We start from the raw sequence: 24,144 nt of genomic DNA, 5'->3' as shown, positions 1-24,144 counted from the left end.
GCAGCTGTCTTTTTTGTTTAATGATTTTTATGGAGCTTCTCCTCATATTCAAATGAAGCTCCTTTTTTCATTAATGATAGCGTATATTTTAAATCAAAGAATTTTTTGGTCAGCTTTGGAAGTGGACCTTCAAACAGCTTTTCTCTCCAGTAAAGATCAGCAGCTTTTTGTATAGCGCCCGCTTTTGTCGGATATGCATAGACCGTTTGCGACAAACTGGATATTTTCTTCTTATTCTTCATCGCAAACACCACTACATGCATCCATTCACCTGCTTCCTTCCCTGCAGCATGCGCTCCAAGGATATACCCTTTTTTATCCGTTAAAATTTTCACAAAGCCCCTTGAAGAATGAGCGGTTATGAACCGGTCGACTTCGTCGAGATGTGCTCTGAATACTTTGTATGATGCGCCTGATTCTTTAAGCTGCTGTTCCGTTCTTCCAACATGAAATAGTTCCGGGTCCGTAAAAGTTACCCAAGGAGTAAAGTGATGGTCGACTGAACGCTTTGTACCAAATAAAGCATTTGTAACGACTGTTTTAGCTTCTTCGCCTGCAGCATGGGTGAAAGGCAGTGTTTCAATCACATCTCCTACAGCAAAAATATGCGGCTGAGAGGAACGGAAGGAGGAGTCTGCTTCTACAAAACCATTTTTCATTGCAACACCCGCTTTTGCCAGCTGTAAAGAATCAAGATTGGGCTTTCTTCCTGCGGAAATTAGAAGAGTATCAACAGTGACAGATTCGCCATTATCAAGTGTAATAATAATTTTTCCGTTATTATTTTGGGCTTCTGTAACCTTTGCATTAAAACGAATTGATAATTCGTCCTTCAACACATTGTACATAAAGGTTGAAATATCCTTATCCTCTTTCGTAAAAAGCTGATCGGAATGTTCAAACACTGTCACATTACTGCCAAGCTTCGAAAATGCCTGGGCCATTTCCATGCCGACAGTCCCGCCTCCGATAATGCCCAGTTCAGAAGGCAGTGCATCAAGATCAAAAATACTTTCATTCGTTACAAAAGGAACTTCTTCAATCCCTTTAATAGCAGGGATCACTGGAGAAGAACCTGTAGCAATAATGATTTTCTCTGCAGTTATAACATCATGATCTCCGATTTGAATTTCATGCGGCGAAAGGAAAGAAGCCTTTCCAAAATAAACATCCGCCCCAAGGTCAATAAAACGCTGTGTATTATCCAGCTTTTGAATACGATCCTGAGCAGATTTTATATGCTCTTTTACCGATTCAAAATCTACTTCACCGGATAATGAATAGCCAAACTGAGCAGAAGCCTGCTTAACGGTATGTACTTTGTCAGCAGCATCTATTAATGCTTTAGAAGGAACACAGCCATAATAAAGACAATCACCGCCCAAGCTGCTCTTTTTTTCAATTAAGGCTGTTTTTGCCCCAAGACTTGCACATCCAGCAGCTGCTGTCATGCCTGCAGAGCCTCCCCCTATTACGACTACCTGATAATGTTCCATTCAATCCGCCCCCAAATAAAATTCTGCTATTTTTTCCATTCTTTTTCGATTTACTCCAAAGTCATAGCTGCCAAGCCTTGATTCAGATCTGAAATGAATCAGTTTATTCTTTTCATCAAAAAGAAACTCGACATCATCCTTAAACCGTAATACCTTAGTTTTTGTCACCGCATGAATATAATCCTCAGCAGATGTTCTAATTTCAGCGTCTTGTTTGCCTGTAAGAATCAACATGATTTTTTCATGTGACTCCTTAAGAGACCCTTTAAAAGGCAAAGGGTTCATTTTTTTGTCCTGCTGATCTGTTTGGGTTGAGACGGAGTTCTTTTTACTCGAGAGAGCCAGCAGTCTGCCTTTTCGTATTCTGTTTTTTTTGCTCATTTTACCTGCTCCTTCCTTAATACCTAATGTCTCACCATACCCTTTTGGACCTTTCTATTAAACTGTAAAAAAACTCTTCTATTTTATGAAAATAGAAGAGTCTGTGAAATATCTGAATACTCACTAAAAATAGTCATAATATGTTACGATAGTGAGAATCAAAAATAAAAGTGTGTAAAAAAAGCTTGCATACAGAATGAGGGCGGGATAAGCATATACTTTTTGTTCGTCAAACTGAACGGTTTCTGTTCTACTGATCGATATCGGCCTGTTCACCTTAGCGTAGTTGCTTGGTGATGTAAAAAGACGTATAAACACAATAGCGATAAGGCCCGCAAGAACTGACATTTCAATGAATGCTGTATTAAAGAGAACCATTAAAACAAAATTTAACAGGGCAATTAAGCCTGCTGTACCGAAAAAATTAATCGCTTTGACCAATATATTGCACACCTTTCTGATTAACTTTCTTTATTTTCCCACATTATTATTGTGGATTCTACTTTCTTTTAGGAAGGGGGGATCTTTTGAGTTCAAGAAATATCATCCGGCATGTACAGGGGTTTAACCAGTATGAAGCAGAGCTTTCAGGAAGAGGAAGAAAATCTGCTTGCGGTCCGGCTACAATGGCTACAATCATAAACTATTATCGCCCATCAAAAGAGCAGCATTCTAAATGGCTAAGGAAGTGGTATAAGGAATCAAAAGCCAACTGGCTTGGGCTTTCTGCTAAAAAAATGATCAGATCCTTATCGGTGTATGGGACTCCATCAAAAATTCCCTCTAAAAGAATGTGGAGTGAGTATCGGAAGGAAATTGATCATGGGAGGCCGGTAGGAATTAAATTTGATCAATGGTTTTCATTTAAATGGTTTTCAACGCATTACCGGTACAGGTACCATTGGGTAACTGGAATCGGTTATGAAGAGCAAGATGAAAAGAGGTATCTGCTCGTTTTGGATAATGGTACAAAAAAAGAAGTCATCCGCAAAATCGATTTCACACAAAATGCACCCATTCTTTCAATGATAGCTTTTCACCATCAAGATAAATCCTGATAAGAACAGCATACTGCAAGCGATTTCAAAAAAATGAAAGCTAGGAAAATATGAAAAGTTATGATTTTCGGGTTGTCACAGCCCGTGGCAATCGTTATAATTGTCCGTATATAAAATACAAATGTCCTTCGTATAAGTACATGCGCAAGGTGGAAGCAGGTGCCCTATGACAAATAACAAAGATCTTACAATTGGAATGCTTGGATTCGGTACAGTTGGCAGCGGTGTTGCTACGATGATCCGTGATAATGAAAAAGAACTCACTCAACGATTAGGAGTGAAAGTGAATATAGGAAAAATTGTTGTCCGCGACCTGGATAAAGAACGTGGTACACATGTTGATTCAAGCCTTCTGTGTACAAATGTTCATGACGTTATAAACGATCCATCCATCGATGTAATCGTTGAAGTGATGGGCGGGATTGAAGAAGCGAGAGATGCCATTGAAAAGGCACTCAGAGCACGGAAGCCTGTTATTACTGCCAATAAAGATTTAATGGCTTTGCATGGTCATTCTCTATTACACCTGGCTCATGAAAATGGCTGTGATTTGTATTATGAAGCAAGTGTAGCGGGAGGGATTCCAATTATCCGCACGCTTGAAGACGGCCTGGCTTCTGACAGAATTTCCGGTATTATGGGGATTGTGAATGGAACGACTAATTATATCCTGACAAAGATGAAGGAAGAAAATTGGTCCTATGAAGAAGCACTTTCAAAGGCGCAGGCACTCGGCTTTGCTGAAAGTGACCCTACTTCAGATGTAGAAGGACTTGATGCAGCAAGAAAGATGGCCATTTTAGCTACACTTGCATTTTCGATGGAAGTGCATCTTGAAGATGTTGCTGTTACTGGGATGACAAGCATCACAACAGAAGACCTGCAGCTTGCTGAGCAATTCGGCTACAGCGTTAAGATGCTTGGATTTGCAGAAAGAGATGCTGAAGGCGTCGATGTATCGGTTGAACCGGTTTTCCTGACTTCATCTCATCCGCTCGCTGCAGTGCGAAATGAATACAATGCGGTCTATATTTACGGTGATGCAGTCGGAGAAACCATGTTTTACGGTCCTGGTGCCGGATCAATGCCAACAGCCACTTCCGTCGTCTCAGATATTTTAGCAGCATGCAGAAATTTACTTCTAGGTGTTGGCGGCATGAGAAGCCATGATCCGATGAATACCCGCCTGATCAAAGGAGAAGAAGAGCAGCATGCTCAATTTTTCCACCGGCTATTGGTGAAGGATGAAATTGGCGTATTCTCTGAGCTGACGTCAATTTACAGCAGACATCATGCAAGCCTTGGTTCTATTATTCAAAGACCGGGGGAAAAACCTGAGGAAGCAGAAGTTATTTTAATCACGCATTCCATTTCAAGAAAAAATCATAAAGCGATCATCGATGAATTAACTGCATCAAATTCGGTTAAAGAAATTATTAGCCAGTACCGTGTGGAAGGAGGGACTAAATCATGAGATGGAAAGGATTAATCGAAGAATTTAAAGAGTGGCTTCCAGTAAGCCCAGCGACGCCTGATGTCAGTCTATTAGAAGGCGATACCCCTCTTATTCCATTAATTCACTTATCCAATGAATGGGGGATTGACCTCCATGTAAAACTGGAAGGGGCAAATCCTACCGGTTCGTTTAAAGACAGAGGCATGGTAATGGCTGTAGCTAAGGCAAAAGAAGAGGGCAGTAAAGCCATCATCTGTGCATCAACAGGCAATACCTCCGCTTCTGCTGCCGCGTACGGGGCAAGAGCGGGGCTTCGCACCATTGTGGTGATTCCAGATGGCAGAATTGCATTGGGCAAGCTGGCCCAGGCAAGAATGTACGGAGCAGATATCGTTGCTATTGAAGGTAATTTTGATGATGCGCTGACACTAGTAAGACGAATTAGCGAAGAAGAAGATATTACACTCGTTAATTCAGTTAACCCGTACCGTCTTGAGGGACAAAAGACAGCTGCTTTGGAGGTCGTCAAACAGCTTGGCAAAACACCGGACATCCTGGCGCTCCCGGTCGGAAATGCAGGGAATATTTCTGCTTATTGGAAAGGATTCACTGAAAATCAAAATAAAAATGGCGGTGACCTGCCTAAGCTTTTAGGTGTACAGGCAGAGGGTGCTTCCCCAATTGTTCAGAATAAAATAGTGGAAAACCCGGAAACAGTTGCTACAGCTATCCGTATCGGGCACCCTGCAAGCTGGAAGCTGGCGCTTGAAGCGTTAGAAGAATCTTCAGGTGATATTTTAGCCGTGTCGGATGAAGAAATCTTAGAGGCTTACCAGCTGATTGCAAAAAGAGAAGGAATATTTGCAGAACCAGCATCCTGCGCACCAATTGCAGGACTGAAAAAAAGAATAGAAGCCGGCCTTATTGAAAAGGGCAGTACAGTTGTAGCTGTGCTCACAGGAAACGGGCTAAAGGATCCTGAAACGGCAATAAATACTACGAATATGGAGCCTGTGAAAATAAAAGCCAATATTCATGAACTGAGAACTGAACTTAAGGGAGGGGTAACGCAATGACATTTGCTCCTTTTCAAGTCCGGGTTCCAGCAACTTCAGCTAATTTAGGACCGGGATTTGACTCGGTTGGGCTTGCTTTGGAGATTTATCAAAGCACAATTGTCATTCCCTCATCCCAATGGACGATTGAATATGAGGATCTTTCTCATGATGAATTGCCGGTTGATGATAATAATTTAATTATGTCAACTATAAGAAAAATAGAAAAGCTTTATAATCGAACGGCTCCAAAGGCTCGTTTAACTGTTAAATCCCATATTCCGCTTTCGCGGGGACTTGGCAGCAGTGCTGCTGCGATTGTAACAGGCATTATGGCAGCAGATCAGCTGATGAAGCTTTCATTAACGGAAGAAGAAAAAATTAATATAGCAGCTCAAATAGAGGGGCACCCTGACAATGTAGCAGCCGCTTTAACCGGAGGGCTTTCCATCAGCCGCTTCAATCAATACGAAGTGGATTCGATTAAACTAGCGCCTGCTCAGGTTGGCGTAGCGATTCTTGTTCCTTCATTTGAGCTAATGACCTCTTTTTCAAGAGGTTCTATTCCTAAGGATTATTCAAGGCACGCAGCTGTGGCATCAAGCTCAGCAAGCAATGTTATGATTGCTGCACTTGCGCAAAATGATTGGAGCCTAGCCGGAAGAATGATGCGTTTGGATGAATTTCATGAGCCCTACCGTGAAAAATGGATTAACTTTTTTAAAGAAATAAGGGATAAAGCTTTGACGCTTGGTGCATACGGCACTGCCATCAGCGGAGCAGGACCTTCAATTATCCTGTTTTCACAAAAAGACTTACTTTCTACCATTTCAGCAGAATTAAAGGCATCATTCTCAGATTATGAATGCCTGATAACAGCGATTGATTTCACAGGAGCGGTTGTCTCCCCTGTCTACCTAAAAGAAAATGTATAATGCAGCCTATCTGCTAAGAAAGTGTAAATTTAATTAAACGAACTTACAGCCACCTGTAAATAGGTGGTTTTTTTTATGGGAAAAAAGGGAAAGACTTAGTAATCAAGACGTCGCTTGATTTTAGGAGGTGGGAAGTGAAATGGTCTAGAAACCAGCTAGCAAAAGGATTAAAAGTAACGATCCCGGTCGGCGTAATTGTCCTTGGGCTTCTTTTATTCGTTGAAATAGCTGATGAGCTTATAGAAAAAGAAATTTATGTATTTGATGACGCTGTAATTTCAGCAGTCCAGCAGTCCATTTCTCCCACTGTAACGCAGATTGCTACATATATAACGTTTTTAGGAAATGCCGGAACGCTATTTGTCTTTACTGTTCTTTTAATGACAATTCTGGTGTTGCTTAAACGATTTGCTTTAGCAATATTTATAGGCGCAGTCAATTTAACGGGCGGAGGACTAAACTGGGGGATGAAGGCACTATTTTCCCGTGACAGACCCGCATATGAAGTGTTAATTGAACAAGGTGGCTACAGCTTTCCAAGCGGACATGCCATGAGCGGTCTTATTTTTTACGGCTCTTTGGCTATTGTTCTCATCCTGTTGCTGGACAAGCTGTGGAAAGGAACTATACTTTCGTTCATTTTATCCATCATCATATTTTTCATTGGACTTTCAAGAGTTTATTTAGGAGTACATTACCCTTCTGATATTGTCGGAGGATTTGCTCTTGGCATTGTATGGTTAACTCTGTGCTTTAGTATTTATTTAGTTTTTCTTGCACTAAGGAGACGAAAAGATAAAAAGAAAAAAGGAGAGATTACTAATGGAATTCGATCAGCAGCAGAAAGGCGGACAGCCCGCACAGCATCAAAATAAACAACCAGGTGAAACGGACTCGATGAATCCTGAACCAATTCATAATGATCCAGACTATAAAGGGTCAAACAAACTGGCAGGAAAAGTGGCGTTAATAACAGGAGCTGACAGCGGGATTGGAAAAGCAGCTGCTATTGCTTATGCAAAAGAAGGAGCAGATGTTGCCATTGTTTATTTAGATGAACATGATGATGCGAAGGAAACAAAGGAAGAAATCCAGCAATATGGTGGGAAATGTCTCTTATTGGCAGGTGATGTAGGGAATGAAGAATTTTGCAAGCTGGCAGTAGAAAATACGGTTAGTGAGCTCGGTGCTCTTCATATTCTTGTTAATAATGCAGCAGAGCAGCACCCGCAGGCATCAATTGAAGAAATCTCTACAGAACAGCTGGAAAAAACCTTCCGAACGAATATTTTTTCAATGTTCCATCTGGTAAAAGCAGCACTGCCGCACTTAAAAGAAGGAAGCGCCATTATCAATACCGGATCGGTCACTGCTTATGCAGGCAATGAAACATTAATTGACTATTCATGTACAAAGGGAGCGATAGCCACATTCACACGTTCGCTTTCAAAATCATTGATCAGCCGGAAAATACGCGTAAATTCGGTTGCACCGGGTCCTATCTGGACGCCGCTGATCCCATCAACCTTTAGTTCTGATAAGGTGGAGGAGTTCGGCACTGATACCCCAATGGAAAGACCAGGTCAGCCGGCAGAGCTTGCTCCTGTTTATGTATTATTAGGCTCAGATGATTCCAGCTATATGACAGGACAAACGATCCATATAAATGGAGGAAAGTTTGTAACAAACTAAAGATTCTCCATATGAAAATCCCCCGGAAACATTTCCGGGGGATTTATTATTTACCTATTAAGATTCGTCTACAAACTCCCAGCCATCCTCGCGGTGCTCGGATAATTCCTGAACTTCATCTTCCTTCAAACCAGATTCCAGAAGCTGATGTGCCTTGACATGACCTGCTTTTGTTATATGATCATTTTTGTAGGGTAGATCTTCATGTTCAATTCGGTCCATCATTTCCACCTCCATGAAGTAGGAGCTATTCTCCTGTATTTTATCATAAATACACAAAAATATGCAGTTCACATGCTACTTCGAAGGGTTCATTTTCTCAGATGAAGACGACTTCTGTGTTTCTGTTTTCTTTTTTTCATACTTTAAATCCTGCTTTAAATCCTCTACTGGAATAGGGTCTGTCATTTGTTCATCCTCGAATTTATCCAGCAGGCTTTCTTCCTCGCTATCTATCCGGTCAGGCTGTTGATATTTATTTGATGTACGGTCTTTTTTATCTTTTGACATCTATACCCCTCCTTTATTCTATATATTCCCATGAAGAACTGCCCTAAACATAGCAAAAAACTTAGTAGCAACTCGAATACAAGAATAACCGGTTTAAAATACTCGTCAGAAGGGAAGCTATAAACTACGAACAAATTAGGAGGAATATAAAATGGCACTTAAACGTTTTGCACTATTGGGACTGGGAGCTGCAGGTTATGCTTACTTTAAAAACAAGGATAACCGTGATAAAGCGACAGTTGCTTTTAATGAAACTAAAGGAAAAATCATGAACCTGGTAGATCAGGCTAAACAATCGATGAACGACAGTGAAAACAAAAGCACGGATTACAACCTGGAGGACGAAAAAATGATGGCAGAAGGAGCCCAAACCTCTGTGAATTATTTTAATGAAGATCAGCAGGATCAAGATCCCCAGAATAAAAGCTCATAATCGTGTAAGAAGAGGATCTGCTTACCAAAAAAGCAGATCCTCTTTTATTTAAACTCCACCTAATTTGACATCTCGAACTGTTTAAAGTAAAATGTAGTAAGACAATGTTTGTATATAAATGCGACTTTCACTTGGAGATAAAGCGAACTTGAAAAGCTTTATCATTGGGTGATTATTTTTTTTAATTGATTTTCAGGTGGTTTGGACTAAGGTTCGTGAAGGGAGACTTATAAATGTTTCAACGTAAACCAACAGAAGAGGTTGTTAAAGAAGAAACTGCAGTCTGGGAATGTTCATCCGATGAGTGCAAAGGCTGGATGAGAGCCAATTTTTCAAGTCATGGCGAAGGTTCTCCAACCTGTCCGATCTGCGGAAGCAATATGGAAGAAGGAACACGAGTGCTGGAAGTTATTCCAAATCCACGAAAATTTTAATTTGCGGCAGCTACCCTGAGTTGGGTGGCTGTTTTTGTTTGTAATAGCAGTATTCAGTCCAAAATACACAAAGGTACGTACCTATGCTATACTCGGATAGATAGAATTGGATTAAGAAGAGGTTCGCGACCATCCCTCTATAAAAAACTAGGGACTATAGAACATTTTCTTTTGGTGTGTTTTATAGTACTATGTGCAACTCGTGAACTCCTTCTTCTTTCAGACGGTTACCGCAATCGTAAAGAGAAAAGGAGATTTTTTATGAATAAAAACCGTAAAGCGCTAGTTGTTTTCAGCGGCGGACAGGATAGCACCACATGCTTGTTTTGGGCTAAGGCTAACTTTGAAGAAGTAGAGGCAGTAACGTTTGAATACGGCCAGCGTCATTATCAGGAAATTGAGGTTGCAAAATCCATTGCAAATGACCTTGGAGTAAGACATCATGTGTTAGATATGAGTCTGCTCAATCAACTTGCTCCATCTGCCCTGACCAGGAAAGATCAAAAAATAGAACATGATGAAGGTGAGCTGCCTTCTACCTTTGTTCCCGGAAGAAACTTGCTTTTTATGTCCTTTGCAGCTGTTTTGGCAAAGCAGATTGGTGCAAGGCATCTTGTGACCGGTGTGTGTGAAACCGACTTTAGCGGATATCCTGACTGCAGGGATATTTTTATCAAATCATTGAATGTCACCATTAATTTATCCATGAGTGAAGACTTTGTCATTCATACCCCTCTCATGTGGCTGAATAAAGAGCAGACATGGGAACTGGCAGACCATCTGGATGCATTAGAATATGTGCGTGATCGCACATTGACATGTTATAACGGCGTCCAGGGAGAGGGATGCCGGGAATGCCCTGCTTGCCTTTTGCGCAATCAGGGGATGGTGAACTATTTAAACAGAAAGGAGGAGAAAATTTGATTCAGCAAATTTACCCTTCCCCTTCACATGAATTTTCCTATGAATTAAATAAGGATTTTCAATTTGCAGCTGCGCATTATGTTCCCCATGAAGCGGCTGGAAAATGCCAAAACATACATGGACATACGTATTTTGCAAATATCACCATTGCAGGAGATCAATTGGATGAGTCCGGTTTTTTAGTGAATTTTAAGACAATAAAAGAATTGCTCCATGACCGTTTTGATCATGGAATCTTAAATGAGGATGAGCTTTTCTCTGATAAAGATGAAACGAGATTTCCAACGACAGAAGTAGTGGCCCGTATTATGTATGAGGTCATTCAGGAATATCTAAATACGACTATAAATAAACCTCAATGCCTTCAGGTGTTTCTTCGTGAGACACCAACAAGCTATGTTATTTATAGACCTAAGTCAGGAGGTCTTTTATAATGCAGCAAGTAAAGGAAAAGAAATTTCCTGTGCTGGAAATATTCGGTCCTACTGTGCAGGGAGAAGGCATGGTCATTGGACAGAAGACCATGTTTGTCCGAACTGCAGGCTGTGATTACAGCTGTGCCTGGTGTGATTCAGCTTTTACTTGGGATGGATCGGCTAAAGAAGACATACGCCAGATGACAGCAGAGGATATCGTAAATGAGCTGCGTCATACCGGAGGAGCTTCTTTTTCCCATGTAACGATCTCAGGCGGAAATCCTGCACTTTTAAAGAACCTTGGAGCACTTGTAGAAGCGCTTCATAACCAGCAGGTGGAAGTTGCACTTGAAACGCAGGGGAGCATATGGCAGGAATGGTTTTTGGAGATTGATGACTTAACGATCTCCCCAAAACCCCCAAGTTCTAAAATGAAGCCGAATTTACATGTTTTAGATGATATTTTAGAGCGGTTGCAAAACCGTCCTAAATCAGCTTATTCCTTAAAAGTGGTTATTTTTGATGAGGGGGATTTGGAGTTTGCTGAAAAACTCCATCATCGTTATCCGAATGTTGCTTTTTACGTGCAGACAGGCAACGATCAGGTTCAGGAAGAAAACAACGAACGATTGGTATCAGATCTTATAGGAAGATATGAGTGGCTGATTGAGAAGGTAATGGAGCGCGACACACTGAACCGGGTGCGTGTTCTTCCTCAGCTGCACACTTATGTTTGGGGGAATAAACGTGGAGTATAAGATGGTAATAAACAAAAGAGGCTGTTCTGCATGTCTTTAGGACTTGGAATGCTTTTAACGCTTTTTGCCGTGATATTGTTTTATTGGCAGTATAAAAAGAAGAATATAGACAGAAATGTCATTCTGCTTTTTTCTGCTTTTGTTCTTGGACTGGTTGGTCTATGGATGATCTTTGATTGGATTATCATTAAAACCTGGATATAAAGAAAAAGGTTCGCACATTTTGTGCGAACCTTTTTTAGCGCCAGTGCTTTGAAATAAACTCGTTTCTTCCTGATTGTTCACGATCCTTTTTATATTCATCGGGATTTTTTTTATAAAAGTCCTGATGATATTCCTCTGCTTCATAAAATTCTGCTGCTGGAAGTATCGGGGTGATGACCGGGTTTTTATATTTGCCGCTTTCCTCTAGATTTTTCCTTGATTGCTCTGCAAGCTGTTTTTGCTCTTCATTATGGTAAAAAATACTTGCCCGGTAAGAAGTGCCTCTATCCTGAAATTGCCCCTCATCATCTGTAGGATCAACCTGCTGCCAGTAAATTTCAAGCAGCTTCTCATAAGGAAAGATGGACGGGTCAAACAGTATTTCAACAGCTTCCTGATGCCCTGAATTACCTTCTTTGACCTGCTCATAGGTAGGATTTTTAATTTCTCCTCCTGTGTAGCCTGAGCGGATCTGTTCAATCCCATCAAATTGATCAAAAGGTTTAACCATACACCAGAAGCAGCCTCCTGCAAACGTTGCTTTTTGTAATGAACTCATACTCAATTCCTCCTGACTGACAATCATGACTATTTGCGTATTTTACCATCTTTACGTGATATTCACTACTAAACAATCCTAAAAACTGTTGCAAACATATAAAAAGGAAGGTAAAGTGTAACAAATTATGTGTGCATTTCGTCAGATAATTTTAGAAGGTTGATTGAAATCTTATGTAATTTTAGGAGGCACTATGCAAACAAGACAGCAAAGAAGAAGAAAAAAGCTGAGAAAAGGCCGTTTGTTTTTCGCTCTATTTATTATATTTGTTCTTATTGTAACGGGTTTTTCAACAACTCAGTATTGGCTTGGAACACAAATCTCAAAGGAAGCTAAAGGACTTGATTATACCTTTGATGAAGATTTTAACGGGGTAAAATCCCAAGACGGTAAAGTAAATGTTCTTCTAATCGGAGTAGATAGCAGAGGCGAGGAGAAGTCAAGATCAGATTCAATGATGATCGCTCAGTGGGATGGAAAAAAAGACGAGATAAAAATTGTTTCTTTAATGCGTGATATTTATGTAACCATTCCCGGTTATCAGAGTTATAAGCTGAATACAGCCTTTTTCCTTGAAGGACCGGAGCTGCTTAGAAAAACAATAAAAGAAAACTTTGACATTGATGTCGAGCATTATGTCCTGCTTGATTTTGCTGCTTTTGAAAACATGGTAGACGCTTTAGCACCAAATGGTGTAGAAATCGATGTGGAAAAAGCAATGTCAGAAGAAATAGGAGTAAGTCTTGAGCCGGGAGTTCAAAAACTAAGCGGCAAGGAGCTTCTTGGCTATGCCAGATTCCGTAAAGATTCAGAAGGTGATTTTGGACGGGTTAAAAGGCAGCAGCAGGTTATAGAAGCTGTAAAGAACCATGCTGTGAGTCTGAATGGCATTATAAAAGCGCCTAAGCTGCTCGGTGTTGCTCAGCCTTATATTCAGACAAGCATGACCAACTCAAGGCAGCTCGAGCTTATGAGCAGAATTTTACTGAGCGGGGGAGCAGAAATAGAACGCTTAACCATTCCGATAGAAAATGGATATACTACGGCTTCCTATCCAGGGATAGGCTCGGTTTTAGAGCCTTTCTGGGATGAAAACATTGAGGCTTTAAAAGAATTTCTTGAATAGAAAAACAAAACGCCCCAAGTGATGGGGCGTTTTGCTATGTCTACATCTTCTTACGTCCTGTAATTAAGTTGAAAATAACTAATACAATTGCTACGACGATTAAGATATGAATAATACCGCCTGCAATATCTAACAGGAAACCTGCGAGCCAAATAATAAGTAAAATGACAATAATCCACCAAAGCAGTCTCATCTTCTGCACCTCCCCGACTATTCAATAATGTTTCTAATCATACTCTACCCCAACAATCTGCAATATAACCCTAAAATGAATGTGAAATATCAATAAAAAGATATAGTACAATACAATAAAGGAAATAATAAAAGGAGGATAAGAATTGAACATGATAATTAAAATAGCTGTGGATGCGGCAATTCCTGTTCAAATTATTAAGTCTGCTGCTTATTGGCTGGTTCAGCAAGGCAATCTTCAATGGGAGAGTTATTTACTTGGTGAAGAAGATGACATTATCAAGAAGGCTGTTAGGGCGGGTGAAACCTTTCTTGTTTATAAAGATAAGCTTCCTGCTGCAACCTTTAATTTATCTGTAAATCAAAACGATTGGGACAAAGGACTATGGGGAGAGAAAAAAGATCCTGCGTATTATCTGCACCGGGTTGCAGTAGAACCGGATCATATGGGAAATGGAATAGGGGAAGCAATCCTGCATGCTGCGGAAAGAAAAGCACGCAGGGACCAAATTCCTTTGATTCGACTTGATTGCGCTCAGCTTAACCGAAAACTCAATACTTTTTACAGTAAAAACGGGTACAAAAATAGAACAGCAGTAAACGGTATGAATTTATACGAAAAAATTTTAGCTTAAGGAGGCAAACTTAAAATGTTAGAAAAATTCTTTTCTTCAATAGGGTTTGAAGGGGTAGAGGTCAAAACGGTTATCCATCAAAAAGTGTTTTCTCCGGGTGATACGATAAATGGTACACTGCATATCCAGGGAGGTCAGTCTGACCAGCAGATAAAAGGAATAAAACTGATTTTATTTGCAGCTCATAGTGAAGAGGTAAGAGAGGATAGTGATTTTTCCTATTATGATGAAGAGCTTAGCCGTGCCGATATGAAGGAAAAAATGATGATCTACGCTAATGAAGAAAAAGAATTGCCGTTTCAAATGACTTTAGCTGAACATCACCCAAAAACCTCCGATACAATAAAGACTTACATTGAAACCAAGGTTCTTGTTCATAATGGAGTGGACCCAACAGACAAAGATTTTATTATTATAAAGTAGGACTTTAAAAGCAAAATATGAGGTTTTCTGGCTATAGGATCATATGTTCGGTATAATGAGAGTGTAACAATCTTATTGTAGAAAAAAGGATGGTAGAAGATGAAAGGAACATCACATGCTCTAGTGGGTGCAGTAGCGGGATTGGGGATAGCGGTCTGGCAGGAAACGGCTCCTGCTGCAACTGGTCTTTTAATAACATTAGGCTGTATATCAGCCCTGGCACCCGATTTAGACACAAACGGAAAGCTCTCAAACAGAATTTCTCTCCATCGAAAATGGCTCTGGTTTACGCTTGGTGCAGTAGGGGTGTTATTAGGTACATATAGTCTGATCATGCTTGATAATATACTTCGTCTTATCGGTGTTGGAGTTGCATTACTGCTCATCATTGTACCAAGGTACATTATAAATCAGCGCTTTATGATCTTTTTATCCGGTGCAGCCCTGATATTTTTTGGTGCTCTTTGGGAGGAAAATTGGGTCATTTGTTTTGGTCTATTCACAGCAGTATCAGCATTCCTTCCCCACAGAGGTCTTACCCATTCGATAGTGGGGCTTATAACCTTTGGCGGGATTTCCTTTTTGCTGGAAGAAAGTCTGGGCATTCAAGGTATTATTTATGCATGTACTGCAGGGTATTTAAGCCATCTTATATTGGATATGAAATGCCTCCCATTCAATAAAAAAGGCGTCAAGTGGTTTCAGCCTCTATGGAAAAAAGAATTTTGATTGAAACAGTCTTTTATAAGACTGTTTTTTTTAGATTAATATTTTATTATTTTAAGGAATGATTTATAGTAAGAATAAGGTTTGTCGAATTTTATGAGAATTTACAGAAATAGGTCTTTTTGTAGAAAAAATCGCAAAAATTTGATAAAAAATAAAACATTATGTCTACAGGACGATATAGTAGATAGAAGGAAGAAAGGTGGAGTGCCTATGTACCCGGATCGATATTCACGCCTAGCAGAAATTACAAAAATGATCCATACCGAATTGGATAGGCGGTCAGTCCTTTTACAGGTCGTAAAAGCAATATCAGAGGAAATAGTCCGCTGTGACTCGGTAGGAATTTATCTTCCTATCGAACAAAATCGTTTTCAGGGGTATGTAGGAAAACCGGATCATTTTAACGGAATCACTTTAGACAAGATGATTATTGATCTTGAACATGATAAATTAGCCCAGGAAATTGTCGACACCAAAAAAGCAATTTATATCCCTGACACTTCTAAAGATTCAAGGCCTGACCCAAGACCAATTGAACTTTTTAAAATAAAATCACTGTTTGGCATGCCGATTCATTTCGAGGAATCTTTATACGGGCTTGTGTTTTTATTTGATTATGAATCGCCACTTCATCTAACGGATGAGGAAGTAGAAGCACTCGAATCCTATGTGCTGATGGCTGCAGTTGCAATAAGAAACGGGGAGCTGCTCGAAAATTCCAGGAAGCTCGTTGAGGATAAGCAGCTGTTATTGGACGCAACAAAATCACTTGCAAGCTGCAAAACGATAAAAGAAGTGCTTGATACCAGCTTTATTTTTATGGGTAAAGCGTTAAACAATAAAAACGTAGCAGCACATTTAAGGAATTTCAAGTCAAAAATTCCGCTGCCGCAGAAATTGAGCCAGGAAAGTCAGTGGAAAGAAGAAGATTGGAAAAGAACCCATGAAGAGGTTAACCTTGATTTTACCTCAGACCCTGTATTTAACGAAGTAATCAGGACAAAGAAAGCCGTCTTAATACCGGATGTTTCAAGGGATCCCAGACCTCATCAGGAGGCTGTTGAACGGTTTGGTTTTAAATCAATGTACGTCATCCCAATGGTTTCAAGAGGTGAAGTACTTGGAACACTTGGCGTTGTTGAATTTTCCGGGCCAAAAAGCTACTCGGAATCACAGCAAAGGCTTGCGGAGTCTATTGCTGATGCTACAGCAAGCGTGCTCGATAATCTTCTGCATCTCGATCAGCTGGAAGAAATTATTGAAGCAAGAACGTCTGAATTACAGGAAAAAAATGAAATATTAGAACAAATGAATGATGACCTCAGACTGCTTGGCCGTAAAAATGAATCCATTTTGAACTCAGCAGGAGAAGGCATATACGGATTAAACGGTTACGGTGTCATTACATTCTGCAACCCGATCGCTGCCTCTCTTCTTGGATGGGAAGTTGAAGAGATGGTTGGGAAACATCAGGATGAAATCATTTCGCATTTTAACAAAGAAGAAATGCTGTACAAAGAAGAATCTTCGCCGATTCATTTATCCCTTTTAACTAATGAAAAGATTCACTCATTCCAGGAAAAGTTCGCCCGAAAAGATGGAGAAATTATTGACGTTGAATACGTTTCTATGCCGATTCAGGATAACGGCATCCATAATGGGGTGGTCGTTACGTTCAGGGATGTGACAGAGCGAAAGCAAATGGAAAGAAAAATTCATCATCAAGCCTATTATGATGCCCTTACTCATTTGCCTAATCGCAGCTATTTAGTTCAAAAAATGAAAAAAGCAATTAAAGAAAGCGATGAACACGGTTCCAAAGTAGGAGTTCTGTTTTTAGATCTGGATCGATTTAAGTTAATTAATGATTCACTAGGACACAAAATTGGAGATATCGTCCTTCATGAAGTGGCTGAGCGGTTCAGAACACTTATTTCTGAGCGGGTTACAGTAGCACGGCTTGGAGGAGATGAATTTATTATTTTGGTTGAGGAGGTTAAACACGCGGATGAGCTTGGTGAAATTGCAGCTTTATTTATCAAGCGGCTGAACGAGCCGTTTAGAATTCAGGGAAATGAACTTTTTACTAATGCGAGTGTAGGAATCAGCGTGTTTCCTGATGATGCAAAGGATGAAGATGATCTGATCCGAAATGCTGATACAGCGATGTATGTAGCTAAAGAGCAGGGCGGAACTTATCACTATTTTACAAGAATGCTAATGGAGCAAAACATCGAACGCTCGAATTTGTTAAATGCACTTTATGTGGCTATTGAAAGAGATGAACTGGACGTTGAATACCAGCCAAAGGTGGATTACCGACAAAATAAGATAGTAGGTGTTGAAGCCCTTTTACGCTGGAACCATCCGGAATGGGGAAATATTGCTCCGGATAGGTTCATCCCGATTGCTGAAGAAACAGGAATGATTTTAAAGCTTGGCGATTGGATCCTAAAACAGGCTGCGACTCAGCAAAAGCTATGGCAGGATAACGGATTCACCATTACTATGGCTGTTAATTTTTCAATGCGCCAAATTCAGCATCCAAGATTAGTGGAGACTGTGCAGTCAATTCTTGAAGAAACAGGAATGGACCCCTCTAATTTAGAGATAGAGCTCACAGAGCATACCTTAATTCAATCAAAGCATGTAGCCAAACTTTATGATTTAAAAAACCTCGGGCTCAGCTTGTCACTTGATGATTTTGGAACCGGCTACTGTTCTTTGCGTTATATTAAGGATTTTCCAATAGACACAATAAAGATTGACAGGTCATTCGTCGAAAACATGACACATGAACCTCATATTATGGCTCTGAATTCCACAATCATTTATTTGGCCAAGCAGCTTAATTATGATGTCATCGCTGAAGGTGTAGAGACTAAGGAACAGATCGATCATCTTATGGACGGTGGTTGCCACCTTATGCAGGGATATTTCTTTAGTAAGCCTGTTTCTTCAAATGAATTATTTGTTCTTTTAAAGAATGGACTAACAAAATAGAGAAGGTGACGTTATGAAAAACGCAGGGCATATTATTGATTATTTAATACAAGGGGAAGTAGAGTATTTATTCGGTATTCCAGCAGGGTCGGTTAATGCAATTTTTGATGAGCTTTATGACCGCAAGGAATTAACGCCTGTTGTTGCTAAGCATGAAGGGGCTGCCGCTCTTATGGCAGCGGCTTATGCAAAGTACTCCGGAAAGCTTGGTGTTGTTATTGGCTGCAGCGGCCCTGGTGCAATGAACCTTGTAACCGGTGCAGCAAATGCACAAAGAGAACAAATCCCTTTGCTTATCTTAACAGGAGCGGTTCCGCTTTCAACAATGGGGTGGAATGCCTCTCAGGAATTAAATGCCGAACCTGTCTTTAAGCCGGTTACAAAATACAGTAAAAGAGTTGAAAAACCTGAGGACCTTTTAACAGAGCTTCATAAGGCAGTTCAGATGGCTTTAGAAGGAATCCCTGGTCCGGTCCATCTGGCTCTTCCGATCGACGTTCAGCTGCAGCCGGCACAGCAGGTTGAACTTCCTCCATTCCCAGCCTTTAACACGCTTGGTGCAAAGCAGGAGGAAATTGAAAAAGCAGCTGAAGTGATGAAAGGAAAAAAAGGAGTACTCTTCCTTGGGAACGGCTCCAGAAATTCAGTAGCAGAGGCATTGGCATTGGCTGAAAAGCTTTCCTGGCCTTTTGTAACAACACCTCAGGCTAAAGGACTTATCCCTTATGACCATCCGCTGCATAGTGGTGTCTATGGATTTGCCGGCCATCCTGGCGCAGTGAAGCTTGTCCACGAAGGAGACCATGACATATTATTGATAGCTGGCTCAAGCCTTGGAGAGACAGCAACTAGCAACTATCAGGATCTTTTAACAAAAGACAGAACGATTATCCAAATAGACAGGGACCAGAGTGTATTTACCCGCAAATATAAAATTGATTACCCTTTAGAGGGAGATTGTGCGTCTACCATTAAAGATTTGCTTGCTTTATTGCCTGAAGCTGAACAGATTATTGAGGGAGCAGGTGTAACTCCGGCTGTTGAAATAATTAAACCTGAAAAAGTGCAGAAATATGACACAAAAACGGTTCTGCCGCTGCTGCAATCGATGCTTTCTGATAAAACGAGGTATACAGTTGATATAGGTGAATTTATGTCCTATGTAATTCATTATATGGAAGTGAAAGAATCCCATACATTTGATATCAATGTTCATTACGGATCAATGGGAACAGGAATTGCCTCAAGCCTTGGACTGGCATTAGCAAAACCTGAAGAACAAATCGCCTGCATTACAGGAGATGGATGCTTCTTTATGCACGGGATGGAAATCCTTACAGCTAAGGAATACAATTTGCCAATTACCTTTATTGTTCTCAATAACTCTCGTCTTGGAATGGTTCATCATGGGCATTCACTTCAATATAAAAGAGTACATGAGCGTTTTTCACAGTCTTTCACATCCATCGCTTCAATCGTCGATGCTGTTAACATACCCTCACTTGTTATTACAAGCCTTGAAGATTTTGATCAGGAAGCACTCAATGATCTGCTGAAATATAAAGGACCACGGCTCATTGAAATTAATTTGGTCGATAACTCAGTACCGCCAATGGGAGACAGGGTTAAATTCCTTTCATCATTTTCAAAGTAACTTAATACTAAGTAGCAACTCCGAATAAGAAATATAAATTTTAAAAAAACACCGAATAAAATTATCGGTGTTTTTTTAAATTTTAGTCAACTAATAATTAGTCATTTTAGGATGAAAATGTTATGATAGGACGCATAAATTTATCAAAACCTTAATCGTTTAGCTGTTTAGCGAAAGGGTATCATACAACTAAACAAATGCACTGCATAAAGGAGTTTTTGGCATGAAACTTTCACAGGAAAAAAGAATACAGCTTCATGAATTTAATAATCTGACTAAATCATTAAGTTTCAATATGTACGATATATGCTACACAAAATCAAAAGAGGAAAGAGAAGCGTATATAGAATATATTGACGAACAATATAATGCAGATCGCCTGACAAAAATATTGACGCATGTAGCTGACATTATTGGTGCTCATGTGTTAAACATTGCTAAGCAGGATTATGTACCGCAGGGAGCCAGCGTAACGATTCTCGTATCAGAAGGACCTATTGTAGAGGTTCCTACCGATCATTTTGATGAATCACCCGGTCCGCTTCCATCTATTGCCACTCTTCAGCTTGATAAAAGTCATATAACTGTTCACACATATCCTGAATACCATCCGCATGAAGGGATCAGCACATTCAGAGCAGATATTGATGTGTCTACATGTGGTGAAATATCACCACTGAAGGCGCTGAATTATTTGATTCATTCCTTTGACACAGACATTATGACGATGGATTATCGCGTCAGGGGCTTTACAAGGGATGTCGACGGTCAGAAGCTGTTTATTGATCATGATATCAATTCAATCCAAAACTTCATTCCTGAGGAGATTAAAGACGAATATGACATGATTGATGTGAATGTTTATCCTCAGAATATCTTTCATACCAAGTGTAAGCTTAAGGACTTTGACTTAAATAATTACCTTTTCGGATATAAAAAGGATAAATTAAACGATCAGGAAATTAATGATATAACAAGGAAATTAAAAATAGAAATGGATGAAATTTTTTACGGGAAAAATCTTCCTGAAAATTTGAAGTCATAAACAAAAAGCTCTGATCCTACGTGGTCAGAGCTTTTTTACTTTGATTCCTTATAGGCTATTTTTATTTGAATGGTTTTGTCTTGTATGATTTTTATTTTTCACCTTATGAGAACCGCTTAAAGGCTTTGGCTGACCTGAATCGTTTCCTTTATTGGTTTCTTTATTCCCGCTCATTTGATCACCTCCGGCAATAGTTTTTGCCTGGTGGATTATTTTATTCAAACAGCTGCAAAAAAATTGATAAGAACTACACAGAGTGACCATACTAGGAGAATGCAGAAGAAAAAGTGAACAGGAGGGTATGTATGGCGACAAGAGATTCCATCGAGGCATGCCTTAGTCAATGTGAAGAAGTGATTCTTTTTGCAAAAGAGGAATACAAAAAAGCCTCGCTTCAGGAGCATGATAATGATGACGCATTTGCACAGTGCCAGCTCGATCTTGAAAAAGCAAGCATGGACTTGGAAAAAATACTTAAATCAGCTAATCATCAGCAGGAAGATATGCTTCAAAGAAAAAGACTTCAGATCCAGGAACTTCAAAATCAAATGATATTACTACGACACTGACAAAAAATCCTTCCTGGTTAAAGGGAAGGATTTTTACTGCTGCCTTCGCGGAAAAGGTTGCATGAATAAATGGAGGCTAAAATAGCACGACTCAACTCGAAGGGATAGGAGAGAATTGCCTACGGAGAAAAGGGCAACAAAAACAAAAATAAAAACAAAGAAATAAGCATTCCCGAATTTGCTCTTTAGAAAGAAAACAAGTTAAATGTGAGGTTATATCAGCAAAATAGCAGGATCTATTCATACATGGATTAGCAGAAATTAGGAAGATTGTACGCCACTGAAGAAAAAACTTGTTATGAAACGGTTTTTAGTTGATGCTTTGACTGTGAACGGTGGCTCACAGCCTCCAATATAAATAATTTATCCTGAGAAGTAAGCATGCGCCAGCTTTTTACTTTAATTTTCATAATAAAGTTCCCCCTTATAAAATTGAGTAAAACTACTGTTCATTCACTGTACTCCTCTTTACCTGAATTATTCACAGTTGAAACAACAAATATTTCTACATAATTTTTGGCGTGTTTAATTAAATGGCAATTTTCGAACCTCTTAGGTACATGATATGTTTCATTTCCATTGAATATGTTTAAAATGACGGATTTTAATTTAAATTCAATCATTATGTAAGATCCACACGTTTAAATAGAGTAAGATTAACTTGTTTCCAGCCTCTTTTTTCTATACGATAGATTTATAGAAAATACTGTCAGGGGGTTCATTTTATGACAAAAAAGAAATTACTTATCATAGCAGGAGCCTTTGTTTTGTTAGTCGGGCTTGCGTGGGGGACTTATGAATGGCTGGATCGATCTGAGGAGATAAGCGAAGAAAAAGATCATTCACATGCATCTGCCCCTAATTCAAACGCGAAAGAAGACTCGGAAGATGAAAGAGCTGCAGCAACAGGTGCCATTACAGATGAGGAGCTTGCAAAATTTGAAGAAGAAGGGTTAAATCCTTTTAATGGTAAGGTAACAAAAGAAGAAGCAGCTGATTATCAGATTCAGGATTACATCCACGGTATGTCTCATCAGAAGGTAAAAGCCAAAGAAAAATGGGGCTATTACGAGATTCACCCGGTGCGGATACAGTGGCTGTTAGAGGCTGTAGAAGAGAGCAATAATATTAGTTCAGGCAATGCAGCAACGTATAAAGCGATTCTTCAGCGCTGGGAATCCGGTGATTTTTCTCAGGTAGATAAGGACCACAACACCATTTGGAGGATGCAGGATGGTACAATTGGAGAAGCAACCGGTATTTTAACACCTGAACAGGAACAGAAATACATCGATAGCATGTCCGATTAATTGGCACTGGAAAGGACTATTTCTTTATGACGTTTTTGCAGATACTAGCAATCTTATTTTCATTATTATTGTATGGCGCTTTATCTTTTTATATTGGCTATAACGGCTGGAGGTGGCTTAAGTCATCTCCAATCAGGATTAATAAATATGTTTATATTCTTCTTATACTTTTCTTAACATCTTCCTATGTGTTTGGAAGACTATTAGACGCAGTTCTGCTTGAACTGATTGGAGGCTTCTGGTTTGTTGTTGCGGGCTACAGCCTGATTCTTCTTCCTGCAGCAAACATGATCGTCTTTTTCTTAAAAAGAAAAAACTATACCTACAGTACATATTGGACCGGTGTATGTGTAATTGCCTCCTATCTATTTATTTTTGGATACGGATCTTTTAACGCCTGGAGCCCGACTGTTAGAAATTTTGACCTAACTGTAGAAAAAAATGCAGAAATTGATGAACTTAAAATTCTTGTCGTGTCGGATCTTCATTTAGGAACAATTGTAGGAAATGAGCATCTAAAGCGTTTGACTGCTTTATCTGAGGAAATAGCTCCTGATATGATCCTCATGCCCGGAGATATCATCAATGATGATATAGCCCCGTACCGGCAAAAAGGGATGGGAGAAGAGCTGGAGAAACTGGAGGCGCCACTGGGGGTATTTGCAGTACCAGGCAATCATGAATACTACGGCGGTGATCTCAAGGAAATTAAAATTGATCTGGAACAGGCAGGAATTACTGTTTTAATGGATGAAATCGAAACGGTGAATGGTATGTATATTGCAGGGAGAAAAGACTTAACGGATCCTGAAAGAGCATCAGTCGATGAACTGCTAAACGACCTCAATTCAAGTCAGCCGATTATTTTGCTTGATCATCAGCCAGTTGAAATTGATGAGGCTAAGGACGGGGGAGCAGACATTCTTCTCTCCGGGCATACGCACCGGGGTCAGGTAGCTCCGGCTAATATTATCACCAGCATGATTTATGAAAACGATTGGGGATACTTAAAAAAAGATTCCCTGCATTCTTACGTTACGTCAGGTTTCGGTACATGGGGACCGCCGCTGAGACTTGGCAGCAGAGCTGAGGTTATGGTTATAAACGTAACTTTTGAAGATTAATCTCATTTATTAGCAGTCGATGC

Annotated in this window: 30 protein-coding genes and 1 riboswitch; of the genes, 22 read left to right on the top strand and 8 right to left on the bottom strand. The window is 39.9% G+C overall.

Annotated features, from left to right (window positions below; genetic code table 11):
* Positions 1–17: 17 nt before the first annotated feature.
* The 3 genes from C4B60_RS00445 to C4B60_RS00435 all read right to left on the bottom strand — a co-directional run bounded on the left by C4B60_RS00445 (position 18) and on the right by C4B60_RS00435 (position 2,318).
* Positions 18–1,496, bottom strand: a complete 1,479-nt coding sequence (locus C4B60_RS00445; protein ID WP_104055622.1) for a dihydrolipoyl dehydrogenase family protein — start codon at positions 1,494–1,496, stop codon at positions 18–20.
* Positions 1,497–1,877 carry a DUF1499 domain-containing protein gene (locus C4B60_RS00440; RefSeq protein ID WP_104055621.1) on the bottom strand — a complete coding sequence of 127 codons (381 nt, stop codon included), beginning with the start codon at positions 1,875–1,877 and terminating at the stop codon, positions 1,497–1,499.
* Between the two features lie 123 nt (positions 1,878–2,000).
* Positions 2,001–2,318, bottom strand: a complete 318-nt coding sequence (locus tag C4B60_RS00435) for a hypothetical protein (protein WP_104055619.1) — start codon at positions 2,316–2,318, stop codon at positions 2,001–2,003.
* An 86-nt stretch (positions 2,319–2,404) separates the two neighbouring features.
* On the opposite strand from C4B60_RS00435, the gene C4B60_RS00430 reads away from it, so the two are divergent.
* From C4B60_RS00430 to C4B60_RS00405, 6 genes are all read left to right on the top strand, one after another.
* Positions 2,405–2,935: a C39 family peptidase gene (locus C4B60_RS00430; protein ID WP_167578537.1), complete on the top strand. Its 531-nt coding sequence runs from the start codon at positions 2,405–2,407 to the stop codon at positions 2,933–2,935.
* Positions 2,936–3,101: 166 nt separating this feature from the next.
* On the top strand, positions 3,102–4,409 hold the full coding sequence (locus C4B60_RS00425; RefSeq protein ID WP_104055615.1) for a homoserine dehydrogenase: 1,308 nt from the start codon (positions 3,102–3,104) through the stop codon (positions 4,407–4,409).
* Entirely contained in the window at positions 4,406–5,467 is a 1,062-nt protein-coding gene (gene thrC, locus C4B60_RS00420) for a threonine synthase (RefSeq protein ID WP_104055614.1), read from the top strand. The genes C4B60_RS00425 and thrC overlap by 4 nt, the downstream gene beginning before the upstream one ends.
* Positions 5,464–6,381 (top strand): homoserine kinase, encoded by a 918-nt coding sequence (gene thrB / locus C4B60_RS00415; RefSeq protein ID WP_104055613.1) that lies wholly within the window; start codon positions 5,464–5,466, stop codon positions 6,379–6,381. The genes thrC and thrB overlap by 4 nt, the downstream gene beginning before the upstream one ends.
* Before the next feature lie 134 nt (positions 6,382–6,515).
* Positions 6,516–7,256, top strand: a complete 741-nt coding sequence (locus C4B60_RS00410; protein ID WP_104055612.1) for a phosphatase PAP2 family protein — start codon at positions 6,516–6,518, stop codon at positions 7,254–7,256.
* Complete coding sequence (locus tag C4B60_RS00405; protein WP_104055611.1) at positions 7,204–8,073, top strand: SDR family oxidoreductase; 870 nt, start codon at positions 7,204–7,206, stop codon at positions 8,071–8,073. The genes C4B60_RS00410 and C4B60_RS00405 overlap by 53 nt, the downstream gene beginning before the upstream one ends.
* Before the next feature lie 57 nt (positions 8,074–8,130).
* Here C4B60_RS00405 and C4B60_RS21305 read toward each other — a convergent pair whose 3' ends face one another.
* Both C4B60_RS21305 and C4B60_RS00395 read right to left on the bottom strand, forming a co-directional pair.
* Complete coding sequence (locus tag C4B60_RS21305) at positions 8,131–8,295, bottom strand: hypothetical protein (protein ID WP_167578536.1); 165 nt, start codon at positions 8,293–8,295, stop codon at positions 8,131–8,133.
* A gap of 75 nt (positions 8,296–8,370) precedes the next feature.
* Positions 8,371–8,583, bottom strand: coding sequence for a hypothetical protein (locus tag C4B60_RS00395; RefSeq protein WP_104055609.1), 213 nt, complete (start codon positions 8,581–8,583; stop codon positions 8,371–8,373).
* A 151-nt stretch (positions 8,584–8,734) separates the two neighbouring features.
* On the opposite strand from C4B60_RS00395, the gene C4B60_RS00390 reads away from it, so the two are divergent.
* The 6 genes from C4B60_RS00390 to C4B60_RS21300 all read left to right on the top strand — a co-directional run bounded on the left by C4B60_RS00390 (position 8,735) and on the right by C4B60_RS21300 (position 11,752).
* A complete protein-coding gene (locus C4B60_RS00390; protein ID WP_104055607.1) occupies positions 8,735–9,016 on the top strand; it encodes a hypothetical protein in 282 nt (93 codons plus the stop codon).
* Positions 9,017–9,249: 233 nt separating this feature from the next.
* Complete coding sequence (locus tag C4B60_RS00385) at positions 9,250–9,450, top strand: cold-shock protein (RefSeq protein WP_104055605.1); 201 nt, start codon at positions 9,250–9,252, stop codon at positions 9,448–9,450.
* A gap of 112 nt (positions 9,451–9,562) precedes the next feature.
* Positions 9,563–9,607: riboswitch (PreQ1 riboswitch) on the top strand.
* Positions 9,608–9,711: 104 nt separating this feature from the next.
* Positions 9,712–10,374 (top strand): 7-cyano-7-deazaguanine synthase QueC, encoded by a 663-nt coding sequence (gene queC, locus C4B60_RS00380; RefSeq protein ID WP_104055603.1) that lies wholly within the window; start codon positions 9,712–9,714, stop codon positions 10,372–10,374.
* Positions 10,371–10,808 (top strand): 6-carboxytetrahydropterin synthase QueD, encoded by a 438-nt coding sequence (gene queD / locus C4B60_RS00375; protein WP_104055602.1) that lies wholly within the window; start codon positions 10,371–10,373, stop codon positions 10,806–10,808. The genes queC and queD overlap by 4 nt, the downstream gene beginning before the upstream one ends.
* Complete coding sequence (gene queE / locus C4B60_RS00370) at positions 10,808–11,548, top strand: 7-carboxy-7-deazaguanine synthase QueE (RefSeq protein WP_104055600.1); 741 nt, start codon at positions 10,808–10,810, stop codon at positions 11,546–11,548. The genes queD and queE overlap by 1 nt, the downstream gene beginning before the upstream one ends.
* A 30-nt stretch (positions 11,549–11,578) precedes the next feature.
* On the top strand, positions 11,579–11,752 hold the full coding sequence (locus C4B60_RS21300) for a hypothetical protein (protein WP_167578535.1): 174 nt from the start codon (positions 11,579–11,581) through the stop codon (positions 11,750–11,752).
* Positions 11,753–11,786: 34 nt separating this feature from the next.
* Here the strand turns inward: C4B60_RS21300 and msrA are convergent, their stop codons facing one another.
* The gene (gene msrA, locus C4B60_RS00365) at positions 11,787–12,311 is read right to left on the bottom strand and encodes a peptide-methionine (S)-S-oxide reductase MsrA (RefSeq protein ID WP_104055599.1); all 525 of its coding nucleotides are present in this window, start codon (positions 12,309–12,311) and stop codon (positions 11,787–11,789) included.
* Positions 12,312–12,504: 193 nt separating this feature from the next.
* Between msrA and C4B60_RS00360 the strand changes: the two genes are divergently transcribed.
* Positions 12,505–13,437, top strand: coding sequence for an LCP family protein (locus tag C4B60_RS00360; protein ID WP_104055597.1), 933 nt, complete (start codon positions 12,505–12,507; stop codon positions 13,435–13,437).
* Positions 13,438–13,477: 40 nt separating this feature from the next.
* Here the strand turns inward: C4B60_RS00360 and C4B60_RS00355 are convergent, their stop codons facing one another.
* Complete coding sequence (locus C4B60_RS00355; protein ID WP_209020045.1) at positions 13,478–13,630, bottom strand: lmo0937 family membrane protein; 153 nt, start codon at positions 13,628–13,630, stop codon at positions 13,478–13,480.
* 151 nt (positions 13,631–13,781) lie between these two features.
* Between C4B60_RS00355 and C4B60_RS00350 the strand changes: the two genes are divergently transcribed.
* The 6 genes from C4B60_RS00350 to speD all read left to right on the top strand — a co-directional run bounded on the left by C4B60_RS00350 (position 13,782) and on the right by speD (position 21,118).
* On the top strand, positions 13,782–14,264 hold the full coding sequence (locus C4B60_RS00350; protein ID WP_245153856.1) for a GNAT family N-acetyltransferase: 483 nt from the start codon (positions 13,782–13,784) through the stop codon (positions 14,262–14,264).
* A 15-nt stretch (positions 14,265–14,279) separates the two neighbouring features.
* Positions 14,280–14,687: a sporulation protein gene (locus C4B60_RS00345; protein ID WP_104055594.1), complete on the top strand. Its 408-nt coding sequence runs from the start codon at positions 14,280–14,282 to the stop codon at positions 14,685–14,687.
* Between the two features lie 99 nt (positions 14,688–14,786).
* The gene (locus C4B60_RS00340; protein ID WP_104055592.1) at positions 14,787–15,416 is read left to right on the top strand and encodes a metal-dependent hydrolase; all 630 of its coding nucleotides are present in this window, start codon (positions 14,787–14,789) and stop codon (positions 15,414–15,416) included.
* Between the two features lie 210 nt (positions 15,417–15,626).
* Positions 15,627–18,419 carry a bifunctional diguanylate cyclase/phosphodiesterase gene (locus tag C4B60_RS00335; RefSeq protein WP_104055590.1) on the top strand — a complete coding sequence of 931 codons (2,793 nt, stop codon included), beginning with the start codon at positions 15,627–15,629 and terminating at the stop codon, positions 18,417–18,419.
* A gap of 13 nt (positions 18,420–18,432) precedes the next feature.
* A complete protein-coding gene (locus C4B60_RS00330) occupies positions 18,433–20,073 on the top strand; it encodes a thiamine pyrophosphate-binding protein (RefSeq protein WP_104055589.1) in 1,641 nt (546 codons plus the stop codon).
* Between the two features lie 223 nt (positions 20,074–20,296).
* On the top strand, positions 20,297–21,118 hold the full coding sequence (gene speD, locus C4B60_RS00325) for an adenosylmethionine decarboxylase (RefSeq protein ID WP_104055587.1): 822 nt from the start codon (positions 20,297–20,299) through the stop codon (positions 21,116–21,118).
* A 48-nt stretch (positions 21,119–21,166) separates the two neighbouring features.
* On the opposite strand, the gene C4B60_RS00320 is transcribed toward speD, so the two are convergent.
* A complete protein-coding gene (locus C4B60_RS00320; RefSeq protein ID WP_104055585.1) occupies positions 21,167–21,292 on the bottom strand; it encodes a small acid-soluble spore protein P in 126 nt (41 codons plus the stop codon).
* Between the two features lie 131 nt (positions 21,293–21,423).
* Here C4B60_RS00320 and C4B60_RS00315 point away from each other — a divergent pair, with 131 nt between their 5' ends.
* The 3 genes from C4B60_RS00315 (at position 21,424) to C4B60_RS00305 (ending at position 24,121) form a co-directional block, all read left to right on the top strand.
* Positions 21,424–21,687, top strand: coding sequence for a YtzC family protein (locus C4B60_RS00315; RefSeq protein WP_104055584.1), 264 nt, complete (start codon positions 21,424–21,426; stop codon positions 21,685–21,687).
* Between the two features lie 725 nt (positions 21,688–22,412).
* Positions 22,413–22,997 carry a DUF6241 domain-containing protein gene (locus C4B60_RS00310; protein ID WP_104055582.1) on the top strand — a complete coding sequence of 195 codons (585 nt, stop codon included), beginning with the start codon at positions 22,413–22,415 and terminating at the stop codon, positions 22,995–22,997.
* Positions 22,998–23,023: 26 nt separating this feature from the next.
* Positions 23,024–24,121 carry a metallophosphoesterase gene (locus C4B60_RS00305; protein WP_104055581.1) on the top strand — a complete coding sequence of 366 codons (1,098 nt, stop codon included), beginning with the start codon at positions 23,024–23,026 and terminating at the stop codon, positions 24,119–24,121.
* Positions 24,122–24,144 lie beyond the last annotated feature (23 nt).

It is taken from the genome of Jeotgalibacillus proteolyticus, from assembly GCF_002926065.1.
Taxonomy (GTDB): Bacteria; Bacillota; Bacilli; order Bacillales; family Jeotgalibacillaceae; genus Jeotgalibacillus; species Jeotgalibacillus proteolyticus.
This window is presented reverse-complemented; position numbering and strand designations above follow the sequence as displayed.